The organism is Staphylococcus sp. T93 (assembly GCF_016743875.1).
Lineage (GTDB): Bacteria > Bacillota > Bacilli > Staphylococcales > Staphylococcaceae > Staphylococcus > Staphylococcus aureus.
Genome location: NZ_CP068247.1, coordinates 334,432 through 350,413 on the forward strand (window position 1 = coordinate 334,432; position 15,982 = coordinate 350,413).

Annotated in this window: 22 protein-coding genes; 19 read left to right on the top strand and 3 right to left on the bottom strand. The window is 32.4% G+C overall.

What is annotated here, in order from left to right; genetic code table 11:
- Complete coding sequence (locus JG553_RS01645; RefSeq protein ID WP_001790198.1) at window positions 1-138, top strand: chorismate mutase; 138 nt, start codon at window positions 1-3, stop codon at window positions 136-138.
- Window positions 139-143: 5 nt separating this feature from the next.
- Here JG553_RS01645 and JG553_RS01650 read toward each other — a convergent pair whose 3' ends face one another.
- A complete protein-coding gene (locus JG553_RS01650) occupies window positions 144-458 on the bottom strand; it encodes a hypothetical protein (protein WP_000274029.1) in 315 nt (104 codons plus the stop codon).
- A gap of 364 nt (window positions 459-822) precedes the next feature.
- Between JG553_RS01650 and JG553_RS01655 the strand changes: the two genes are divergently transcribed.
- The 8 genes from JG553_RS01655 (at window position 823) to JG553_RS01690 (ending at window position 7,705) form a co-directional block, all read left to right on the top strand.
- Entirely contained in the window at window positions 823-1,863 is a 1,041-nt protein-coding gene (locus JG553_RS01655; protein WP_000582332.1) for a hemolysin family protein, read from the top strand.
- A 13-nt stretch (window positions 1,864-1,876) separates the two neighbouring features.
- Window positions 1,877-2,944, top strand: a complete 1,068-nt coding sequence (locus tag JG553_RS01660; RefSeq protein ID WP_000267247.1) for an NAD(P)H-dependent flavin oxidoreductase — start codon at window positions 1,877-1,879, stop codon at window positions 2,942-2,944.
- A gap of 66 nt (window positions 2,945-3,010) precedes the next feature.
- Entirely contained in the window at window positions 3,011-3,109 is a 99-nt protein-coding gene (locus JG553_RS01665) for a hypothetical protein (RefSeq protein ID WP_001791752.1), read from the top strand.
- A gap of 47 nt (window positions 3,110-3,156) precedes the next feature.
- A complete protein-coding gene (locus JG553_RS01670; RefSeq protein WP_000608129.1) occupies window positions 3,157-4,005 on the top strand; it encodes a DUF72 domain-containing protein in 849 nt (282 codons plus the stop codon).
- Between the two features lie 12 nt (window positions 4,006-4,017).
- Window positions 4,018-4,845 carry a sulfite exporter TauE/SafE family protein gene (locus JG553_RS01675; RefSeq protein WP_000927630.1) on the top strand — a complete coding sequence of 276 codons (828 nt, stop codon included), beginning with the start codon at window positions 4,018-4,020 and terminating at the stop codon, window positions 4,843-4,845.
- A 26-nt stretch (window positions 4,846-4,871) separates the two neighbouring features.
- Window positions 4,872-6,191: a bifunctional metallophosphatase/5'-nucleotidase gene (locus tag JG553_RS01680; protein ID WP_001241224.1), complete on the top strand. Its 1,320-nt coding sequence runs from the start codon at window positions 4,872-4,874 to the stop codon at window positions 6,189-6,191.
- An 83-nt stretch (window positions 6,192-6,274) separates the two neighbouring features.
- On the top strand, window positions 6,275-7,192 hold the full coding sequence (gene lipA / locus JG553_RS01685; RefSeq protein WP_000201875.1) for a lipoyl synthase: 918 nt from the start codon (window positions 6,275-6,277) through the stop codon (window positions 7,190-7,192).
- A 129-nt stretch (window positions 7,193-7,321) separates the two neighbouring features.
- Window positions 7,322-7,705, top strand: a complete 384-nt coding sequence (locus JG553_RS01690) for a YutD family protein (protein ID WP_000598444.1) — start codon at window positions 7,322-7,324, stop codon at window positions 7,703-7,705.
- Window positions 7,706-7,783: 78 nt separating this feature from the next.
- Here JG553_RS01690 and JG553_RS01695 read toward each other — a convergent pair whose 3' ends face one another.
- The gene (locus JG553_RS01695; RefSeq protein WP_000566649.1) at window positions 7,784-8,050 is read right to left on the bottom strand and encodes a DUF3055 domain-containing protein; all 267 of its coding nucleotides are present in this window, start codon (window positions 8,048-8,050) and stop codon (window positions 7,784-7,786) included.
- Between the two features lie 97 nt (window positions 8,051-8,147).
- Here JG553_RS01695 and JG553_RS01700 point away from each other — a divergent pair, with 97 nt between their 5' ends.
- The 9 genes from JG553_RS01700 (at window position 8,148) to dltD (ending at window position 15,027) form a co-directional block, all read left to right on the top strand.
- Window positions 8,148-8,582, top strand: coding sequence for a DUF86 domain-containing protein (locus tag JG553_RS01700; protein ID WP_000273980.1), 435 nt, complete (start codon window positions 8,148-8,150; stop codon window positions 8,580-8,582).
- Window positions 8,582-9,361, top strand: a complete 780-nt coding sequence (locus JG553_RS01705; RefSeq protein WP_000816184.1) for a TIGR01457 family HAD-type hydrolase — start codon at window positions 8,582-8,584, stop codon at window positions 9,359-9,361. Before JG553_RS01700 ends, JG553_RS01705 begins: the two co-directional genes overlap by 1 nt.
- Window positions 9,362-9,393: 32 nt before the next feature.
- Window positions 9,394-10,353 (top strand): 2-hydroxyacid dehydrogenase, encoded by a 960-nt coding sequence (locus tag JG553_RS01710; RefSeq protein ID WP_000239131.1) that lies wholly within the window; start codon window positions 9,394-9,396, stop codon window positions 10,351-10,353.
- Between the two features lie 253 nt (window positions 10,354-10,606).
- On the top strand, window positions 10,607-10,717 hold the full coding sequence (locus JG553_RS01715) for a hypothetical protein (RefSeq protein WP_001790652.1): 111 nt from the start codon (window positions 10,607-10,609) through the stop codon (window positions 10,715-10,717).
- A gap of 47 nt (window positions 10,718-10,764) precedes the next feature.
- Complete coding sequence (locus JG553_RS01720) at window positions 10,765-10,917, top strand: teichoic acid D-Ala incorporation-associated protein DltX (RefSeq protein WP_000837752.1); 153 nt, start codon at window positions 10,765-10,767, stop codon at window positions 10,915-10,917.
- A 15-nt stretch (window positions 10,918-10,932) separates the two neighbouring features.
- A complete protein-coding gene (gene dltA / locus JG553_RS01725) occupies window positions 10,933-12,390 on the top strand; it encodes a D-alanine--poly(phosphoribitol) ligase subunit DltA (protein ID WP_000129653.1) in 1,458 nt (485 codons plus the stop codon).
- Window positions 12,387-13,601: a PG:teichoic acid D-alanyltransferase DltB gene (gene dltB / locus JG553_RS01730; RefSeq protein WP_000613541.1), complete on the top strand. Its 1,215-nt coding sequence runs from the start codon at window positions 12,387-12,389 to the stop codon at window positions 13,599-13,601. Before dltA ends, dltB begins: the two co-directional genes overlap by 4 nt.
- A 17-nt stretch (window positions 13,602-13,618) precedes the next feature.
- Entirely contained in the window at window positions 13,619-13,855 is a 237-nt protein-coding gene (gene dltC, locus JG553_RS01735) for a D-alanine--poly(phosphoribitol) ligase subunit 2 (protein ID WP_000395692.1), read from the top strand.
- Window positions 13,852-15,027: a D-alanyl-lipoteichoic acid biosynthesis protein DltD gene (gene dltD / locus JG553_RS01740; RefSeq protein WP_000769416.1), complete on the top strand. Its 1,176-nt coding sequence runs from the start codon at window positions 13,852-13,854 to the stop codon at window positions 15,025-15,027. Before dltC ends, dltD begins: the two co-directional genes overlap by 4 nt.
- A gap of 262 nt (window positions 15,028-15,289) precedes the next feature.
- Here dltD and JG553_RS01745 read toward each other — a convergent pair whose 3' ends face one another.
- Complete coding sequence (locus JG553_RS01745; RefSeq protein ID WP_001141883.1) at window positions 15,290-15,532, bottom strand: NifU family protein; 243 nt, start codon at window positions 15,530-15,532, stop codon at window positions 15,290-15,292.
- 100 nt (window positions 15,533-15,632) lie between these two features.
- On the opposite strand from JG553_RS01745, the gene JG553_RS01750 reads away from it, so the two are divergent.
- Window positions 15,633-15,956 carry a YuzD family protein gene (locus JG553_RS01750; protein ID WP_000401414.1) on the top strand — a complete coding sequence of 108 codons (324 nt, stop codon included), beginning with the start codon at window positions 15,633-15,635 and terminating at the stop codon, window positions 15,954-15,956.
- Window positions 15,957-15,982: the final 26 nt, after the last annotated feature.

Consider the following 15,982-nt stretch of genomic DNA (forward strand, 5'->3'; position numbering starts at 1 on the left):
TTGATGGTGGATAAAGCGACAACACAAATACAACATGATTGTGGCATTAGAGTGCTGGTCTTTATTAAATTAATTGAAAGCTACATCAAATATTCTTTAGATAATTCGATATTAGTTCGATTAAGATTCGTTGTATAAGTGAGTTAAAATAAGAAAACTATTAATAATATTAAGTTCACTACAGATGTTGCTAATGGACCATAAGTTTTAAAGACATCTTCACTTTTATAACCAACAATCGCATCTAAAAATTGAACTAAGATCATTGCAATGGATATAGTTATCAAAAATATAGCACTATGAATGACTAAAGAAAAAATAGCTAATAAAAATAAAGGTAAGCTTCGACTAAGTGCATAATATGCATTTATATTATGGCTAGATGCACATGCTTGAATTGAATAACCTAAACTTACACTGGCACTGATTATTGTAAATATTGCTAAAACAAAATACATGTTAATCCTTCTTTCTATATTTGGATATAAACAAGTACTTGTCTAAAGTTATTTAAAAGATAATTAGAATAAATTTATGAGAAACTGGTTGTTATCATTATAATGGTTTCAAATGATTATAACTATGTCATAAACTGAATTTGTTGAAATTTTTCATTATGCAAATTTATTAATAACAAACAGCTCGAACTATAGCATCATTTTACTAATGAATGCATTAAAGTAACTATGACTAAAAATGCATATTAATTATCATTATTAAGACTATTATATATAATGAATTTTAACTGGTTTATTAAACGAGAACGTCGGGAATTAAGTAACTACAATAAAAATAAGATATGACAATAAGGAGACTACACGCGTGATCATTGCCATAATTATATTGATATTTATTTCGTTTTTCTTTTCAGGAAGCGAGACGGCATTAACGGCTGCCAATAAAACAAAATTTAAAACTGAAGCTGACAAAGGTGATAAAAAAGCAAAAGGCATTGTAAAGTTACTTGAAAAACCAAGTGAGTTTATTACAACGATTCTAATTGGGAATAATGTCGCGAATATTTTATTACCAACACTTGTTACAATTATGGCTTTACGTTGGGGGATTAGCGTTGGTATTGCATCAGCTGTTTTAACAGTTGTTATCATTTTGATCTCCGAAGTGATTCCCAAGTCTGTCGCTGCAACATTTCCAGATAAAATAACAAGGCTTGTATATCCAATTATTAATATTTGTGTCATTGTGTTCCGTCCTATCACATTACTTTTAAATAAGTTGACGGACAGTATTAATCGAAGTTTATCTAAGGGCCAACCTCAAGAACATCAATTTTCAAAAGAAGAATTTAAAACAATGTTAGCAATTGCTGGACATGAAGGTGCTTTAAATGAAATTGAGACGAGTAGGTTGGAAGGTGTCATTAATTTTGAAAATTTAAAAGTAAAAGATGTAGATACAACACCTAGAATTAATGTGACGGCATTTGCTTCAAATGCGACATACGAAGAAGTTTATGAAACGGTTATGAATAAGCCATACACTAGATATCCAGTGTACGAGGGAGATATTGATAACATTATTGGGGTGTTTCATTCTAAATATCTGTTGGCTTGGAGTAATAAAAAAGAAAATCAAATTACAAACTATTCAGCTAAGCCATTATTTGTGAATGAACACAATAAAGCTGAATGGGTATTACGTAAGATGACTATTTCTAGAAAACATTTAGCAATTGTGTTGGACGAATTTGGTGGTACTGAAGCGATAGTGTCACATGAAGACTTAATTGAAGAATTATTAGGTATGGAAATTGAAGATGAGATGGATAAAAAGGAAAAAGAAAAACTTTCTCAACAGCAAATTCAATTTCAACAACGGAAAAATCGCAACGTATCTATATAAGGAGCGAACAGCTATGTGGAATAAGAATCGACTTACTCAAATGTTAAGTATTGAATATCCAATTATACAAGCAGGTATGGCAGGAAGTACGACACCGAAATTAGTTGCATCAGTAAGTAACAGTGGTGGGTTAGGCACAATAGGCGCAGGTTACTTTAATACGCAGCAATTGGAAGATGAAATAGATTATGTACGCCAATTAACGTCAAATTCTTTTGGCGTAAATGTCTTTGTACCAAGTCAACAATCATATACCAGTAGTCAAATTGAAAATATGAATGCATGGTTAAAACCTTATCGACGCGCATTACATTTAGAAGAGCCGGTTGTAAAAATTACCGAAGAACAACAATTTAAGTGTCATATTGATACGATAATTAAAAAGCAAGTGCCTGTATGTTGTTTTACTTTTGGAATTCCAAGCGAACAGATTATAAGCAGGTTGAAAGCAGCGAATGTCAAACTTATAGGTACAGCAACAAGTGTTGATGAAGCTATTGCGAATGAAAAAGCGGGTATGGATGCTATCGTTGCTCAAGGTAGTGAAGCAGGTGGACATCGTGGTTCATTTTTAAAACCTAAAAATCAATTACCTATGGTTGGAACAATATCTTTAGTGCCACAAATTGTAGATGTCGTTTCAATTCCGGTCATTGCCGCTGGTGGAATTATGGATGGTAGAGGAGTTTTGGCAAGTATTGTCTTAGGTGCAGAAGGGGTACAAATGGGCACCGCATTTTTAACATCACAAGACAGTAATGCATCAGAACTACTGCGAGATGCAATTATAAATAGTAAAGAAACAGATACAGTCATTACAAAAGCGTTTAGTGGAAAGCTTGCACGCGGTATCAACAATAGGTTTATCGAAGAAATGTCCCAATACGAAGGCGATATCCCAGATTATCCAATACAAAATGAGCTAACAAGTAGCATAAGAAAAGCCGCAGCAAACATCGGCGACAAAGAGTTAATACATATGTGGAGTGGACAAAGCCCGCGACTAGCAACAACGCATCCCGCCAACACCATCATGTCCAATATAATCAATCAAATTAATCAAATCATGCAATATAAATAATCGACCGCAATCCACAAAAGCACAAGCACCCCCAAACATTATTTTAGTGCTTGCCATTTTTGTGGATTGCGTTTCTATTTTACCAATTTAATCAAACGAAAACATCAAGCTGAAGATCGCCGAAAGATTTTAATCAAGCAAAAACATCAAACTAAAGTTCGCTGAAATGATTATGATAAAAGTTATATGGTATGATGACATTGGTGATATATATGATAAACATCGGATTAACAGGTTGGGGTGATCACTATTCATTATATGAAGATTTAGAACGCCAAACCGATAAACTTAAAACATATGCTGGACATTTTCCGGTTGTCGAATTAGATGCGACATACTATGCGATACAACCGGAAAGAAATATATTGAAATGGATAAAAGAAACGCCTGATACATTTGAATTTGTGGTCAAAATTCATCAAGCACTCACATTGCATGCAGACTACAAAACATTTGCAGATACAAGGCAAGAACTATTTGATCAATTTAAGAATATGTTAGAGCCCTTACATACACAGAAAAAATTAGCAATGGTATTGGTTCAATTTCCGCCATGGTTTGACTGCAATGCACAAAATATCAAATATATTTTGTATGTAAGACAGCAATTACAAGCATTTCCAATGTGTGTAGAATTTAGGCATCAATCATGGTTTAGTGATGCATTTAAAGAACAAACATTGGCATTTTTAACAGAACATCAAATCATTCATGCAGTAGTTGATGAACCACAAGTGAAAGATGGCAGTGTACCTTTAGTCAATCGAATCACAAATGAAATTGCGTTTGTACGTTATCATGGACGTAATCATTACGGTTGGACTAAGAAAGATATGTCAGATCAAGAATGGCGCGATGTACGCTATTTATATGATTATAATGAGCAAGAATTAATAGACTTGGCACAAAAGGCACAAATATTAGCACAAAAAGCTAAGAAAGTTTACGTCATATTTAACAATAATTCTGGTGGTCATGCAGCAAATAATGCCAAAACATATCAGCGATTATTGAATATAGAATATGAAGGGTTAGCACCACAACAATTAAAATTATTTTAAGAGGCGACGACTATGTTATTAACAATTACATTATTAGTTTTAATCGGAGGTTTGTCAGCGATTATAGGGTCTATCGTAGGCATTGGAGGCGGTATTATTATCGTTCCAACAATGGTTTACCTCGGTGTTGAACATGGATTACTACATAATATTACAACACAAGTAGCGATAGGGACGTCTTCAGTCATTCTAATTGTGACAGGACTTTCTTCATCACTTGGATATTTAAAAACAAAACAAGTTGATATTAAAAATGGTTCCATCTTTTTATTTGGACTATTACCAGGTTCATTGCTTGGGTCCTTCATTAGTAGATATTTAACATTTGAGTCATTTAATTTATATTTTGGTATCTTTTTAATTTTCGTAGCCATTTTATTAATGGTAAGAAATAAGATTAAACCGTTTAAAATTTTCGATAAACCCAAGTATGAAAAGACTTATGTAGACGCTAAAGGTAAAACATATCATTATAGTGTTCCACCATTGTTTGCTTTTATTTCAACGTTTTTAATTGGTATATTGACAGGTTTATTTGGTATTGGAGGTGGCGCACTAATGACGCCACTAATGCTTATTGTATTTAGATTTCCACCTCATGTAGCTGTTGGAACAAGTATGATGATGATTTTCTTTTCAAGTGTCATGAGTTCTATAGGGCACATTGCTCAAGGTCACGTAGCTTGGGGTTATGCAATCATTTTAATTATTTCTAGTTATTTTGGTGCGAAAATCGGTGTCAAAGTGAATCAATCAATTAAGTCAGATACGGTAGTAACATTATTGAGAACAGTAATGTTGTTAATGGGTATATATTTAATTATTCGTGCGTTGATTTAATACAACTTTAAAAGGAGGACGTCAATTTGAGGCTTACAATTTATCATACGAACGATATTCATAGTCATTTACATGAATACGAACGCATTAAAGCATATATGGCAGAACATCGGCCACGACTTAATCATCCTTCTTTATATGTTGATCTAGGTGATCATGTAGATTTATCCGCACCTATAACTGAAGCAACTTTAGGTAAAAAGAATGTGGCATTACTAAATGAAGCAAAATGTGATGTTGCAACAATCGGTAATAATGAAGGGATGACCATTTCATACGAAGCTTTAAATCACCTTTACGACGAAGCAAAATTTATAGTGACATGTAGCAATGTTATAGATGAATCAGGTCATTTACCAAATAATATCGTTTCTTCTTATATTAAGGACATAGACGGTGTGAAAATACTATTCGTTGCAGCGACAGCACCTTTTACCCCATTTTATCGTGCACTAAATTGGATTGTTACCGATCCACTTGAATCTATAAAAGAAGAAATTGAACTTCAACGAGGTAAATTTGATGTATTAATCGTGCTAAGTCATTGTGGCATTTTCTTCGATGAAACATTATGCCAAGAATTGCCTGAAATTGATGTCATTTTTGGTAGTCATACGCATCATTATTTTGAACATGGTGAAATCAATAATGGTGTACTGATGGCGGCAGCTGGAAAGTATGGTAATTATCTTGGAGAGGTTAATTTAACTTTTGAGGCACATAAAGTAGTACATAAAACTGCAAAGATTATTCCTTTAGAAACATTACCTGAAGTTGAAACTTCATTTGAAGAAGAAGGAAAAACGTTAATGTCCAATTCAGTAATTCAACATCCAGTAGTGCTTAAGCGTAGTATGAATCACATAACTGAAGCTGCATACTTATTAGCTCAAAGTGTTTGTGAGTATACACATGCACAATGTGCCATCATCAATGCTGGCTTACTCGTTAAAGATATTGTAAAAGATGAAGTGACAGAATATGACATTCATCAAATGTTACCGCATCCGATTAATATGGTAAGGGTTAGACTTTTTGGTGTGAAATTAAAAGAGATTATAGCTAAAAGTAATAAACAAGAATATATGTATGAACATGCACAAGGTTTGGGTTTCAGAGGGAATATATTTGGAGGATATATTCTTTATAATTTAGGGTACATTCATTCTACAGGGCGTTACTATCTGAATGGAGAAGAAATCGAAGACGACAAAGAATATGTACTAGGTACGATAGATATGTATACGTTCGGTCGTTATTTCCCAACATTGAAAGAATTACCAAAAGAGTATTTAATGCCAGAGTTTTTAAGAGATATATTTAAAGAAAAATTATTGGAATATTAAAAAGTAAGATTATTGGATTTTCATTTGTCATGAATTTCGATATAATGTTTAAAGATACACTTAACAGGAGGGTATGTGTTGTTATGGCGACAAAAAACGAGGAAATATTACGTAAACCGGATTGGTTGAAAATAAAATTAAATACCAACGAAAACTATACAGGACTTAAGAAGATGATGAGGGAAAAAAATCTTAATACTGTATGTGAAGAAGCTAAATGTCCTAATATACATGAATGTTGGGGTGCACGTCGTACAGCGACATTTATGATTTTAGGTGCCGTATGTACAAGAGCTTGTCGTTTTTGTGCGGTTAAGACAGGTTTACCTAATGAACTTGATTTAAATGAGCCTGAACGTGTAGCTGAATCAGTTGAATTAATGAATTTGAAACACGTTGTTATCACTGCTGTTGCGCGTGATGATTTAAGAGATGCTGGTTCAAATGTTTATGCTGAGACAGTACGTAAAGTTAGAGAAAGAAATCCATTTACAACGATTGAAATTTTACCATCAGATATGGGCGGGGACTATGATGCGTTAGAAACATTAATGGCGTCAAGACCTGACATTTTAAACCATAATATTGAAACTGTTCGTCGCTTAACACCGAGAGTTCGTGCGCGTGCGACTTACGACAGAACATTAGAGTTTTTACGTCGTTCAAAAGAATTACAACCGGATATCCCAACTAAATCAAGTATTATGGTTGGATTAGGTGAAACTATAGAAGAAATTTATGAAACGATGGATGATTTACGTGCGAATGATGTAGATATTTTAACGATTGGTCAATATTTACAACCTTCACGTAAACATTTAAAGGTTCAAAAATATTACACGCCTTTAGAGTTTGGTAAATTAAGAAAAGTGGCAATGGATAAAGGGTTTAAACATTGCCAAGCTGGACCTTTAGTACGTAGTTCTTATCATGCGGATGAGCAAGTAAATGAAGCTGCTAAAGAAAAGCAACGCCAAGGTGAGGCACAGTTAAATAGTTAATATTTAACCATTAATAAGGCATAAAGGCTTAGTTTGTACAAAACGAACGTGTCATAGAAGTAATCATTATTTTTATGAAACACTAAAAGTATAAACTGAGCCTTTCATTGTCATAGATAGGTGAAGAATTTGATAAAAGTAGATCAACATTACTTTGAATTAATAGAAAATTATCGCGAATGTTTTAATGAAGAACAATTTATTGCTAGGTATTCAGATATTTTAGATAAATATGATTACATAGTTGGTGACTATGGTTACGATCAATTACGATTAAAAGGTTTTTACAAAGATTCTAATAAAAAAGCAGAGATGAGTAAACGTTTTTCAAATATTCAAGATTACATATTTGAATATTGTAACTTTGGTTGTCCTTACTTTGTATTAAGACATTTGTCTAAACAAGAGGTTAAAAAGTTAATCGAAGAAGTTCATCCGTCTGATGTGATAGATGACGACAATAAACTTCAAGATGTGAAGATTAAGCCAACCATTCAAGATACTGAACATTAATAAAACCCTTAGCTAGATTGAAAATGGGAATCATGCAATTCAAGCATGGACCTGTAATCTAGTTAGGGGTTTTTATCTTTAATGAATGACTTCATTTAAATACTCAGTAATTTCATCGCCTTCTTCAGCATTTACACCTAAAATATGAGCGATATAGCCTTCTTCTTTTAAATCATCAGTACCGATAATACCGAATTTATTTGTTTGCATATTAAGTACGAGTGTCTTACCATAATGTCTATTTGTATGGACTAACATCAAATCATATCGACTATGCTCGCCAACAAAACCAACAAACTGAACTTGACTCTCTTCGTTGTCATCATATAAATACATATCAATCATTTTGTAGCGACTCCTTTTAAAAGTAGTAAAGTTAGTATAACGACAAATGAAGTATACTGCAAAATTATGATAATATATAAGTGAGAGGTGACAAGGAATGTATTTTGTAGACAAAGATAAACTAACTCAGAAATTAGCCTATTTACAAGCATTAACTGATGATTATCATGAGAGCAAGCACAATCATTATGCATTTGAACGCATTGCTCAAATGTTGATAGAATCATCGGTAGATATAGGGAATATGATTATCGATGCATTTATTTTAAGGGATCCTGGTAATTATAAAGATGTGATTGATATATTAGAACTAGAAAATGTTATTACTAAAGAAACACAGCAGGCGATTAATAAAACTGTCGGTATTCGTAAACAATTTACATATGATTACACAGCCTTAGATATTAAGATTATCATGCCAATGTTTGATGACGCATTACCTTATTACAAACAATTTATTACAGAAGTAACGATATTTTTACATCAAGAAAATGTACCAGTAACAGCTTTTGGTAAAGGAGAAAATCAATAATGAAACAGTATAAAGCGTATTTAATCGATTTAGATGGCACAATGTATATGGGAACAGATGAGATTGATGGAGCAAAACAATTCATCGATTATTTAAATGTAAAAGGCATTCCTCATTTATACGTAACTAATAATTCAACAAAAACACCTGAGCAAGTAACTGAAAAATTACGTGAAATGCACATTGATGCTAAACCAGAAGAGGTTGTAACGTCAGCGTTAGCCACTGCTGATTATATTTCAGAACAATCACCAGGAGCATCAGTATATATGTTAGGTGGGAGTGGTTTAAATACTGCGTTAACCGAAGCGGGACTTGTCATTAAAAATGACGAGCATGTTGATTATGTAGTTATTGGACTTGACGAACAAGTTACATATGAAAAGCTTGCGATTGCAACGTTAGGTGTAAGAAATGGTGCAACATTTATTTCTACAAATCCTGATGTATCAATTCCTAAAGAGCGTGGTTTATTACCTGGTAATGGTGCTATTACAAGTGTTGTAAGTGTATCGACAGGTGTATCGCCACAATTTATTGGTAAACCAGAACCGATTATTATGGTTAAAGCATTAGAAATTTTAGGATTAGATAAATCCGAAGTTGCTATGGTAGGCGATTTGTACGATACCGATATTATGTCTGGTATTAACGTAGGTATGGATACGATTCATGTACAAACAGGTGTATCTACGTTAGAAGATGTGCAAAATAAAAATGTGCCACCAACGTATTCTTTTAAAGATTTAAATGAAGCAATAGCTGAATTAGAAAAATAGATATAGTCATTTTATAAAGTAGGTGAATTGATTTGGTAAAAATAGTTGTTTCGAGGAAAATTCCAGATAAATTTTATCAACAATTAAGTAAACTTGGTGACGTTGTTATGTGGCAAAAATCATTAGTGCCTATGCCTAAAGATCAATTTGTGACAGCACTTCGTGACGCAGATGCTTGTTTTATTACATTAAGTGAACAGATCGATGCAGAAATTTTAGCGCAATCACCAAATTTAAAAGTAATTGCGAATATGGCTGTAGGATATGACAACATCGATGTTGAAAGTGCAACAGCGAATAACGTGGTTGTCACGAATACACCAAATGTACTTACTGAAACAACTGCAGAATTAGGATTTACATTAATGCTTGCTATAGCACGCCGTATTGTAGAAGCTGAAAAATATGTAGAAGCAGATGCATGGCAAAGCTGGGGTCCTTATTTATTGTCAGGTAAAGATGTCTTCAATTCAACTATTGGAATATATGGTATGGGAGATATTGGTAAAGCTTTTGCAAGAAGGTTGCAAGGGTTTAATACTAATATTCTTTATCATAATCGATCAAGACATAAAGATGCAGAGGCGGACTTTAATGCAACATATGTTTCTTTTGAAACGTTGTTAGCAGAAAGTGATTTTATCATCTGTACAGCGCCACTTACAAAAGAAACACATCATAAATTTAATGCTGAAGCATTTGAACAAATGAAAAATGATGCAATTTTTATTAATATCGGTAGAGGACAAATTGTAGATGAAACAGCATTAATCGATGCACTAGACAATAAAGAAATTTTAGCATGTGGTTTAGATGTATTAGCAAATGAACCGATTGATCATACACATCCATTAATGGGACGTGATAATGTTCTGATTACACCACACATTGGTAGCGCATCAGTAACAACACGGGACAATATGATTCAATTATGTATTAATAATATAGAAGCGGTTATGACAAATCAGGTACCACATACTCCAGTAAATTGAAAATAAGTATGGTTTTTAATCATTGGTAAAACAAGCAAAGCAATTGTTAAATATGTTATGCTTGACTTGCGAATGTATATATTTGCGCTGATGATAATTCAATAACATTATAAACTCGTCATATTAATGTGATGAGTTTATTTGATTTTGACGTATATAACAAAATTGTTATATAGACTGTAATTGTTTATTGTTTAAATAACCTTTAAAATGAATGATGTTCTCAACAAAGTGTATCATTTACAATAATTGAGTGATGACAACCAATTACTATGTTGAATCTATAAAATTAAAATTGAATTTCATTATGAATATCGATATAATGAATTGTAAAAAACAAATTTTAAAACGTATTTTATATTGAACGGTCTTTATAAAGGCGTTTTTACTAAGAACTTTAAGAGGTGCAATATGAAATCTAAAAGTAAACAGCCACCTAATAAATATGTTGAAGCATTCAAACCATATTTATTAACACTATTGTATTTGGCAATATTTATTACTTTATATTTAATTTATGGCAGTGGCGACACACACAATAACTTCATTTATAATGAGTTCTAATGAGGGAGACTTAATATGACAGATATTATTAACAAGCTGCAAGCGTTTGCGGATGCAAATCCACAAAGCATTGCTGTTAGACACACAACTGATGAATTAACTTATCAACAGTTAATGGATGAGTCTAGTAAATTAGCACATCGATTACAAGGTAGTAAGAAACCGATGATTTTATTCGGTCACATGTCACCATATATGATTGTTGGGATGATTGGTGCCATTAAAGCAGGATGTGGATATGTACCTGTAGACACTTCAATTCCTGAAGACCGTATTAAAATGATTATTAACAAGGTTCAACCAGAGTTTGTATTTAATACGACTGATGAATCATTTGAAAGTTTAGAAGGCGAAGTATTTACAATAGAAGATATTAAAACATCTCAAGACCCAGTAATTTTTGATAGTCAGATTAAAGATAACGACACAGTATACACAATCTTTACATCTGGTTCTACTGGGGAACCTAAAGGTGTTCAAATTGAATATGCAAGTTTAGTTCAATTTACTGAGTGGATGTTAGAACTTAATAAATCAGGAAATGAACAACAATGGCTTAACCAAGCGCCATTTTCATTTGATTTATCTGTAATGGCTATTTATCCATGTTTAGCATCAGGCGGTACATTAAATCTTGTAGATAAAAACATGATTAATAAACCTAAATTATTAAATGAAATGCTAACAGCAACACCGATTAACATTTGGGTATCAACACCATCATTTATGGAAATGTGTTTATTATTACCAACGCTTAATGAAGAACAATATGGTAGTCTTAACGAATTCTTCTTCTGTGGTGAAATTCTACCTCACAGAGCAGCAAAAGCGTTAGTAAACCGTTTCCCAAGTGCGACGATTTACAACACATATGGTCCAACTGAAGCTACGGTAGCAGTTACAAGTATTCAAATTACACAAGAAATCTTAGATCAATATCCGACATTACCTGTTGGCGTTGAAAGACCAGGCGCAAGATTATCTACTACAGATGAAGGTGAACTTGTTATCGAAGGTCAAAGTGTAAGTTTAGGATACTTAAAAAATGACCAAAAAACAGCTGAAGTATTTAATTTCGATGACGGTATTCGTACATATCACACTGGTGATAAAGCGAAGTTTGAAAATGGTCAATGGTTCATTCAAGGTCGTATTGATTTCCAAATCAAATTGAATGGCTACAGAATGGAATTAGAAGAAATTGAAACACAATTACGCCAGTCTGAGTTCGTAAAAGAAGCGATTGTTGTACCTGTATATAAAAATGATAAAGTTATTCATTTAATTGGTGCAATTGTGCCAACGACTGAAGTTACGGACAATGCAGAAATGACTAAAAATATTAAAAATGACTTGAAATCACGCTTACCAGAGTATATGATTCCTAGAAAGTTTGAATGGATGGAACAATTGCCATTGACTTCAAATGGTAAAATTGACAGAAAGAAAATTGCAGAGGTAATTAACGGATGATTCCATATGGTGATTTTACATTCTTCTTAATTGCTTTAATTGCATTATTACCAGTCATTATACTTGGATTTTTAGGTAAGCGAAGTTACATTTATAATGGCGTAGTTACAGCATTTATGATTGTGTTAATCTTTTCTTCTGATAAACATAATCTGTTTGACCAAAAGTATTTAAGTGTTCAATTAATTAGTTTTATTATTTACGTCGTATGGCAAGTTTTATTGATAATGTTTTATTATCATTCAAAACCAAAAAATAATTCATTTTCAAAATTTGTAACTGTAATGGTTTTATCAATATTGCCATTAGCACTTGTGAAAGTGTTACAAAGTACATGGTTAGGTGGACATCAGATTCACTTCCATGAAAGTAAATTAATTGAATTTGTTGGTTTCTTAGGAATTTCTTATGTTACATTCAAAAGTGTGCAGTTAATTATGGAAATTCGTGATGGTTCTATCAAAGAAATTAAAGTATGGAAATTAATTCAATTTATTTCATTCTTCCCAACGATTTCATCTGGACCAATCGATCGTTACAAACGTTTCGTTAAAGACGATAAAAAAGTACCAACAGGCAATGAATATCGTGAATTAGTATTAAAAGCAATTCACATGATTATGCTTGGTTTCTTGTATAAATATATTGTTGCTTACTTTATTAACACATATGCAATCATGCCGTTACAATTAGACTTACATGGCTTTGTCAATTTGTGGTTATATATGTACGCATACAGCTTATATTTATTCTTTGACTTTGCAGGTTATAGTTTATTTGCGATAGCATTTAGTTATTTATTCGGTATTAAAACACCACCAAACTTCGATAAACCTTTCAAAGCGAAAAATATTAAAGATTTCTGGAATAGATGGCATATGACATTATCATTCTGGTTCAGAGATTGTATTTACATGAGATCTTTATTCTACATGTCTCGTAAAAAATTATTGAAGAGTCAATTTGCAATGTCTAACGTGGCATTCTTAATCAACTTCTTCATAATGGGAATTTGGCATGGTATCGAAGTGTATTACATTGTTTATGGTTTATACCATGCAGCATTGTTTATAGGTTATGGCTATTATGAACGTTGGCGTAAGAAACATCCGCCACGTTGGCAAAATGGTTTCACAACAGCACTTAGCATTGTGATTACATTCCACTTTGTAACATTTGGCTTTTTAATCTTCTCAGGTAAACTTATATAATAAAGGAGAATTTAATTATGGAATTTAGAGAACAAGTATTAAATTTATTAGCAGAAGTAGCAGAAAATGATATTGTAAAAGAAAATCCAGACGTAGAAATTTTTGAAGAAGGTATTATTGATTCTTTCCAAACAGTTGGATTATTATTAGAGATTCAAAATAAACTTGATATCGAAGTATCTATTATGGACTTTGATAGAGATGAGTGGGCAACACCAAATAAAATCGTTGAAGCATTAGAAGAGTTACGATGAAATTAAAACCTTTTTTACCCATTTTAATTAGTGGAGCGGTATTCATTGTCTTTCTATTATTACCTGCTAGTTGGTTTACAGGATTAGTAAATGAAAAGACTGTAGAAGATAATAGAACTTCATTGACAGATCAAGTACTAAAAGGCACACTCATTCAAGATAAGTTATACGAATCAAACAAGTATTATCCTATATACGGCTCTAGTGAATTAGGTAAAGATGACCCATTTAATCCTGCAATTGCATTAAATAAGCATAACGCCAACAAAAAAGCATTCTTATTAGGTGCTGGTGGTTCTACAGACTTAATTAACGCAGTTGAACTTGCATCACAGTATGATAAATTAAAAGGTAAGAAATTAACATTTATTATTTCACCACAATGGTTTACAAACCATGGTTTAACGAATCAAAACTTTGATGCTCGTATGTCTCAAACTCAAATTAATCAAATGTTCCAGCAGAAAAACATGTCTACTGAATTAAAACGTCGTTATGCACAACGTTTATTACAGTTTCCACATGTACACAATAAAGAATACTTGAAATCTTATGCTAAAAACCCTAAAGAAACTAAAGATAGTTATATTTCTGGTTTTAAAGAGAATCAATTGATTAAAATAGAAGCGATTAAATCATTGTTTGCAATGGATAAATCTCCATTAGAACATGTTAAACCTGCTACAAAACCAGACGCTTCTTGGGATGAGATGAAACAAAAAGCAGTTGAAATTGGTAAAGCTGATACTACATCGAATAAATTTGGTATTAGAGATCAATACTGGAAATTAATTCAAGAAAGTAAGCGTAAAGTTAGACGTGACTACGAATTCAATGTTAATTCTCCAGAATTCCAAGATTTAGAATTACTTGTAAAAACAATGCGTGCTGCTGGTGCAGATGTTCAATATGTAAGTATTCCATCAAACGGTGTATGGTATGACCACATTGGTATCGATAAAGAACGTCGTCAAGCAGTTTATAAAAAAATCCATTCTACTGTTGTAGATAATGGTGGTAAAATTTACGATATGACTGATAAAGATTATGAAAAATATGTTATCAGTGATGCCGTACACATCGGTTGGAAAGGTTGGGTTTATATGGATGAGCAAATTGCGAAACATATGAAAGGTGAACCACAACCTGAAGTAGATAAACCTAAAAATTAAAATACAAATAGCACATAACTCAACGATTTTGATTGAGCGTATGTGCTATTTTTATATTTTAAATTTCATAGAATAGAATAGTAATATGTGCTTGGATATGTGGCAATAATAAAATAATTAATCAGATAAATAGTATAAAATAACTTTCCCATCAGTCCAATTTGACAGCGAAAAAAGACAGGTAATAACTGATTATAAATAATTCAGTATTCCTGTCTTTGTTGTTATTCATAATATGTTCTGTTAACTTAATATCTTTATATTAGAATACTTGTTCTACTTCTATTACACCAGGCACTTCTTCGTGTAATGCACGCTCAATACCAGCTTTAAGAGTGATTGTAGAACTTGGGCATGTACCACATGCACCATGTAATTGTAATTTAACAATACCGTCTTCCACGTCAATCAATGAGCAGTCGCCACCATCACGTAATAAAAATGGACGAAGACGTTCAATAACTTCTGCTACTTGATCAAACATCGTTGTATCTTCAGTAGGCATCAGGCAAGTCTCCTTTCGAGAGATGAATTTGATAATCTTTATTAGTATATTATAATAGATAGTGTAATAAAAATCTATCAAACCAATGGGGGATAAATATATGGAGCACGTGAGTGTGGTAGTTTATGGGGCAGATGTTATATGTGCAAGTTGCGTTAATGCGCCAACATCGAAAGATATTTATGACTGGCTACAGCCGCTATTAAAAAGAAAATACCCAAATATATCATTTAAATATACGTATATAGATATTACAAAAGATAATGACAACTTAACAGATCATGATTTACAATTTATTGAAAGAATAGAACAAGATGAACTATTTTATCCATTAATTACAATGAACGATGAATATGTAGCAGATGGTTATATACAAACAAAGCAAATCACTCGATTTATAGACCAAAAGCTTGTGAATGAATAATATACACATAACTAAAAGCAATGTCA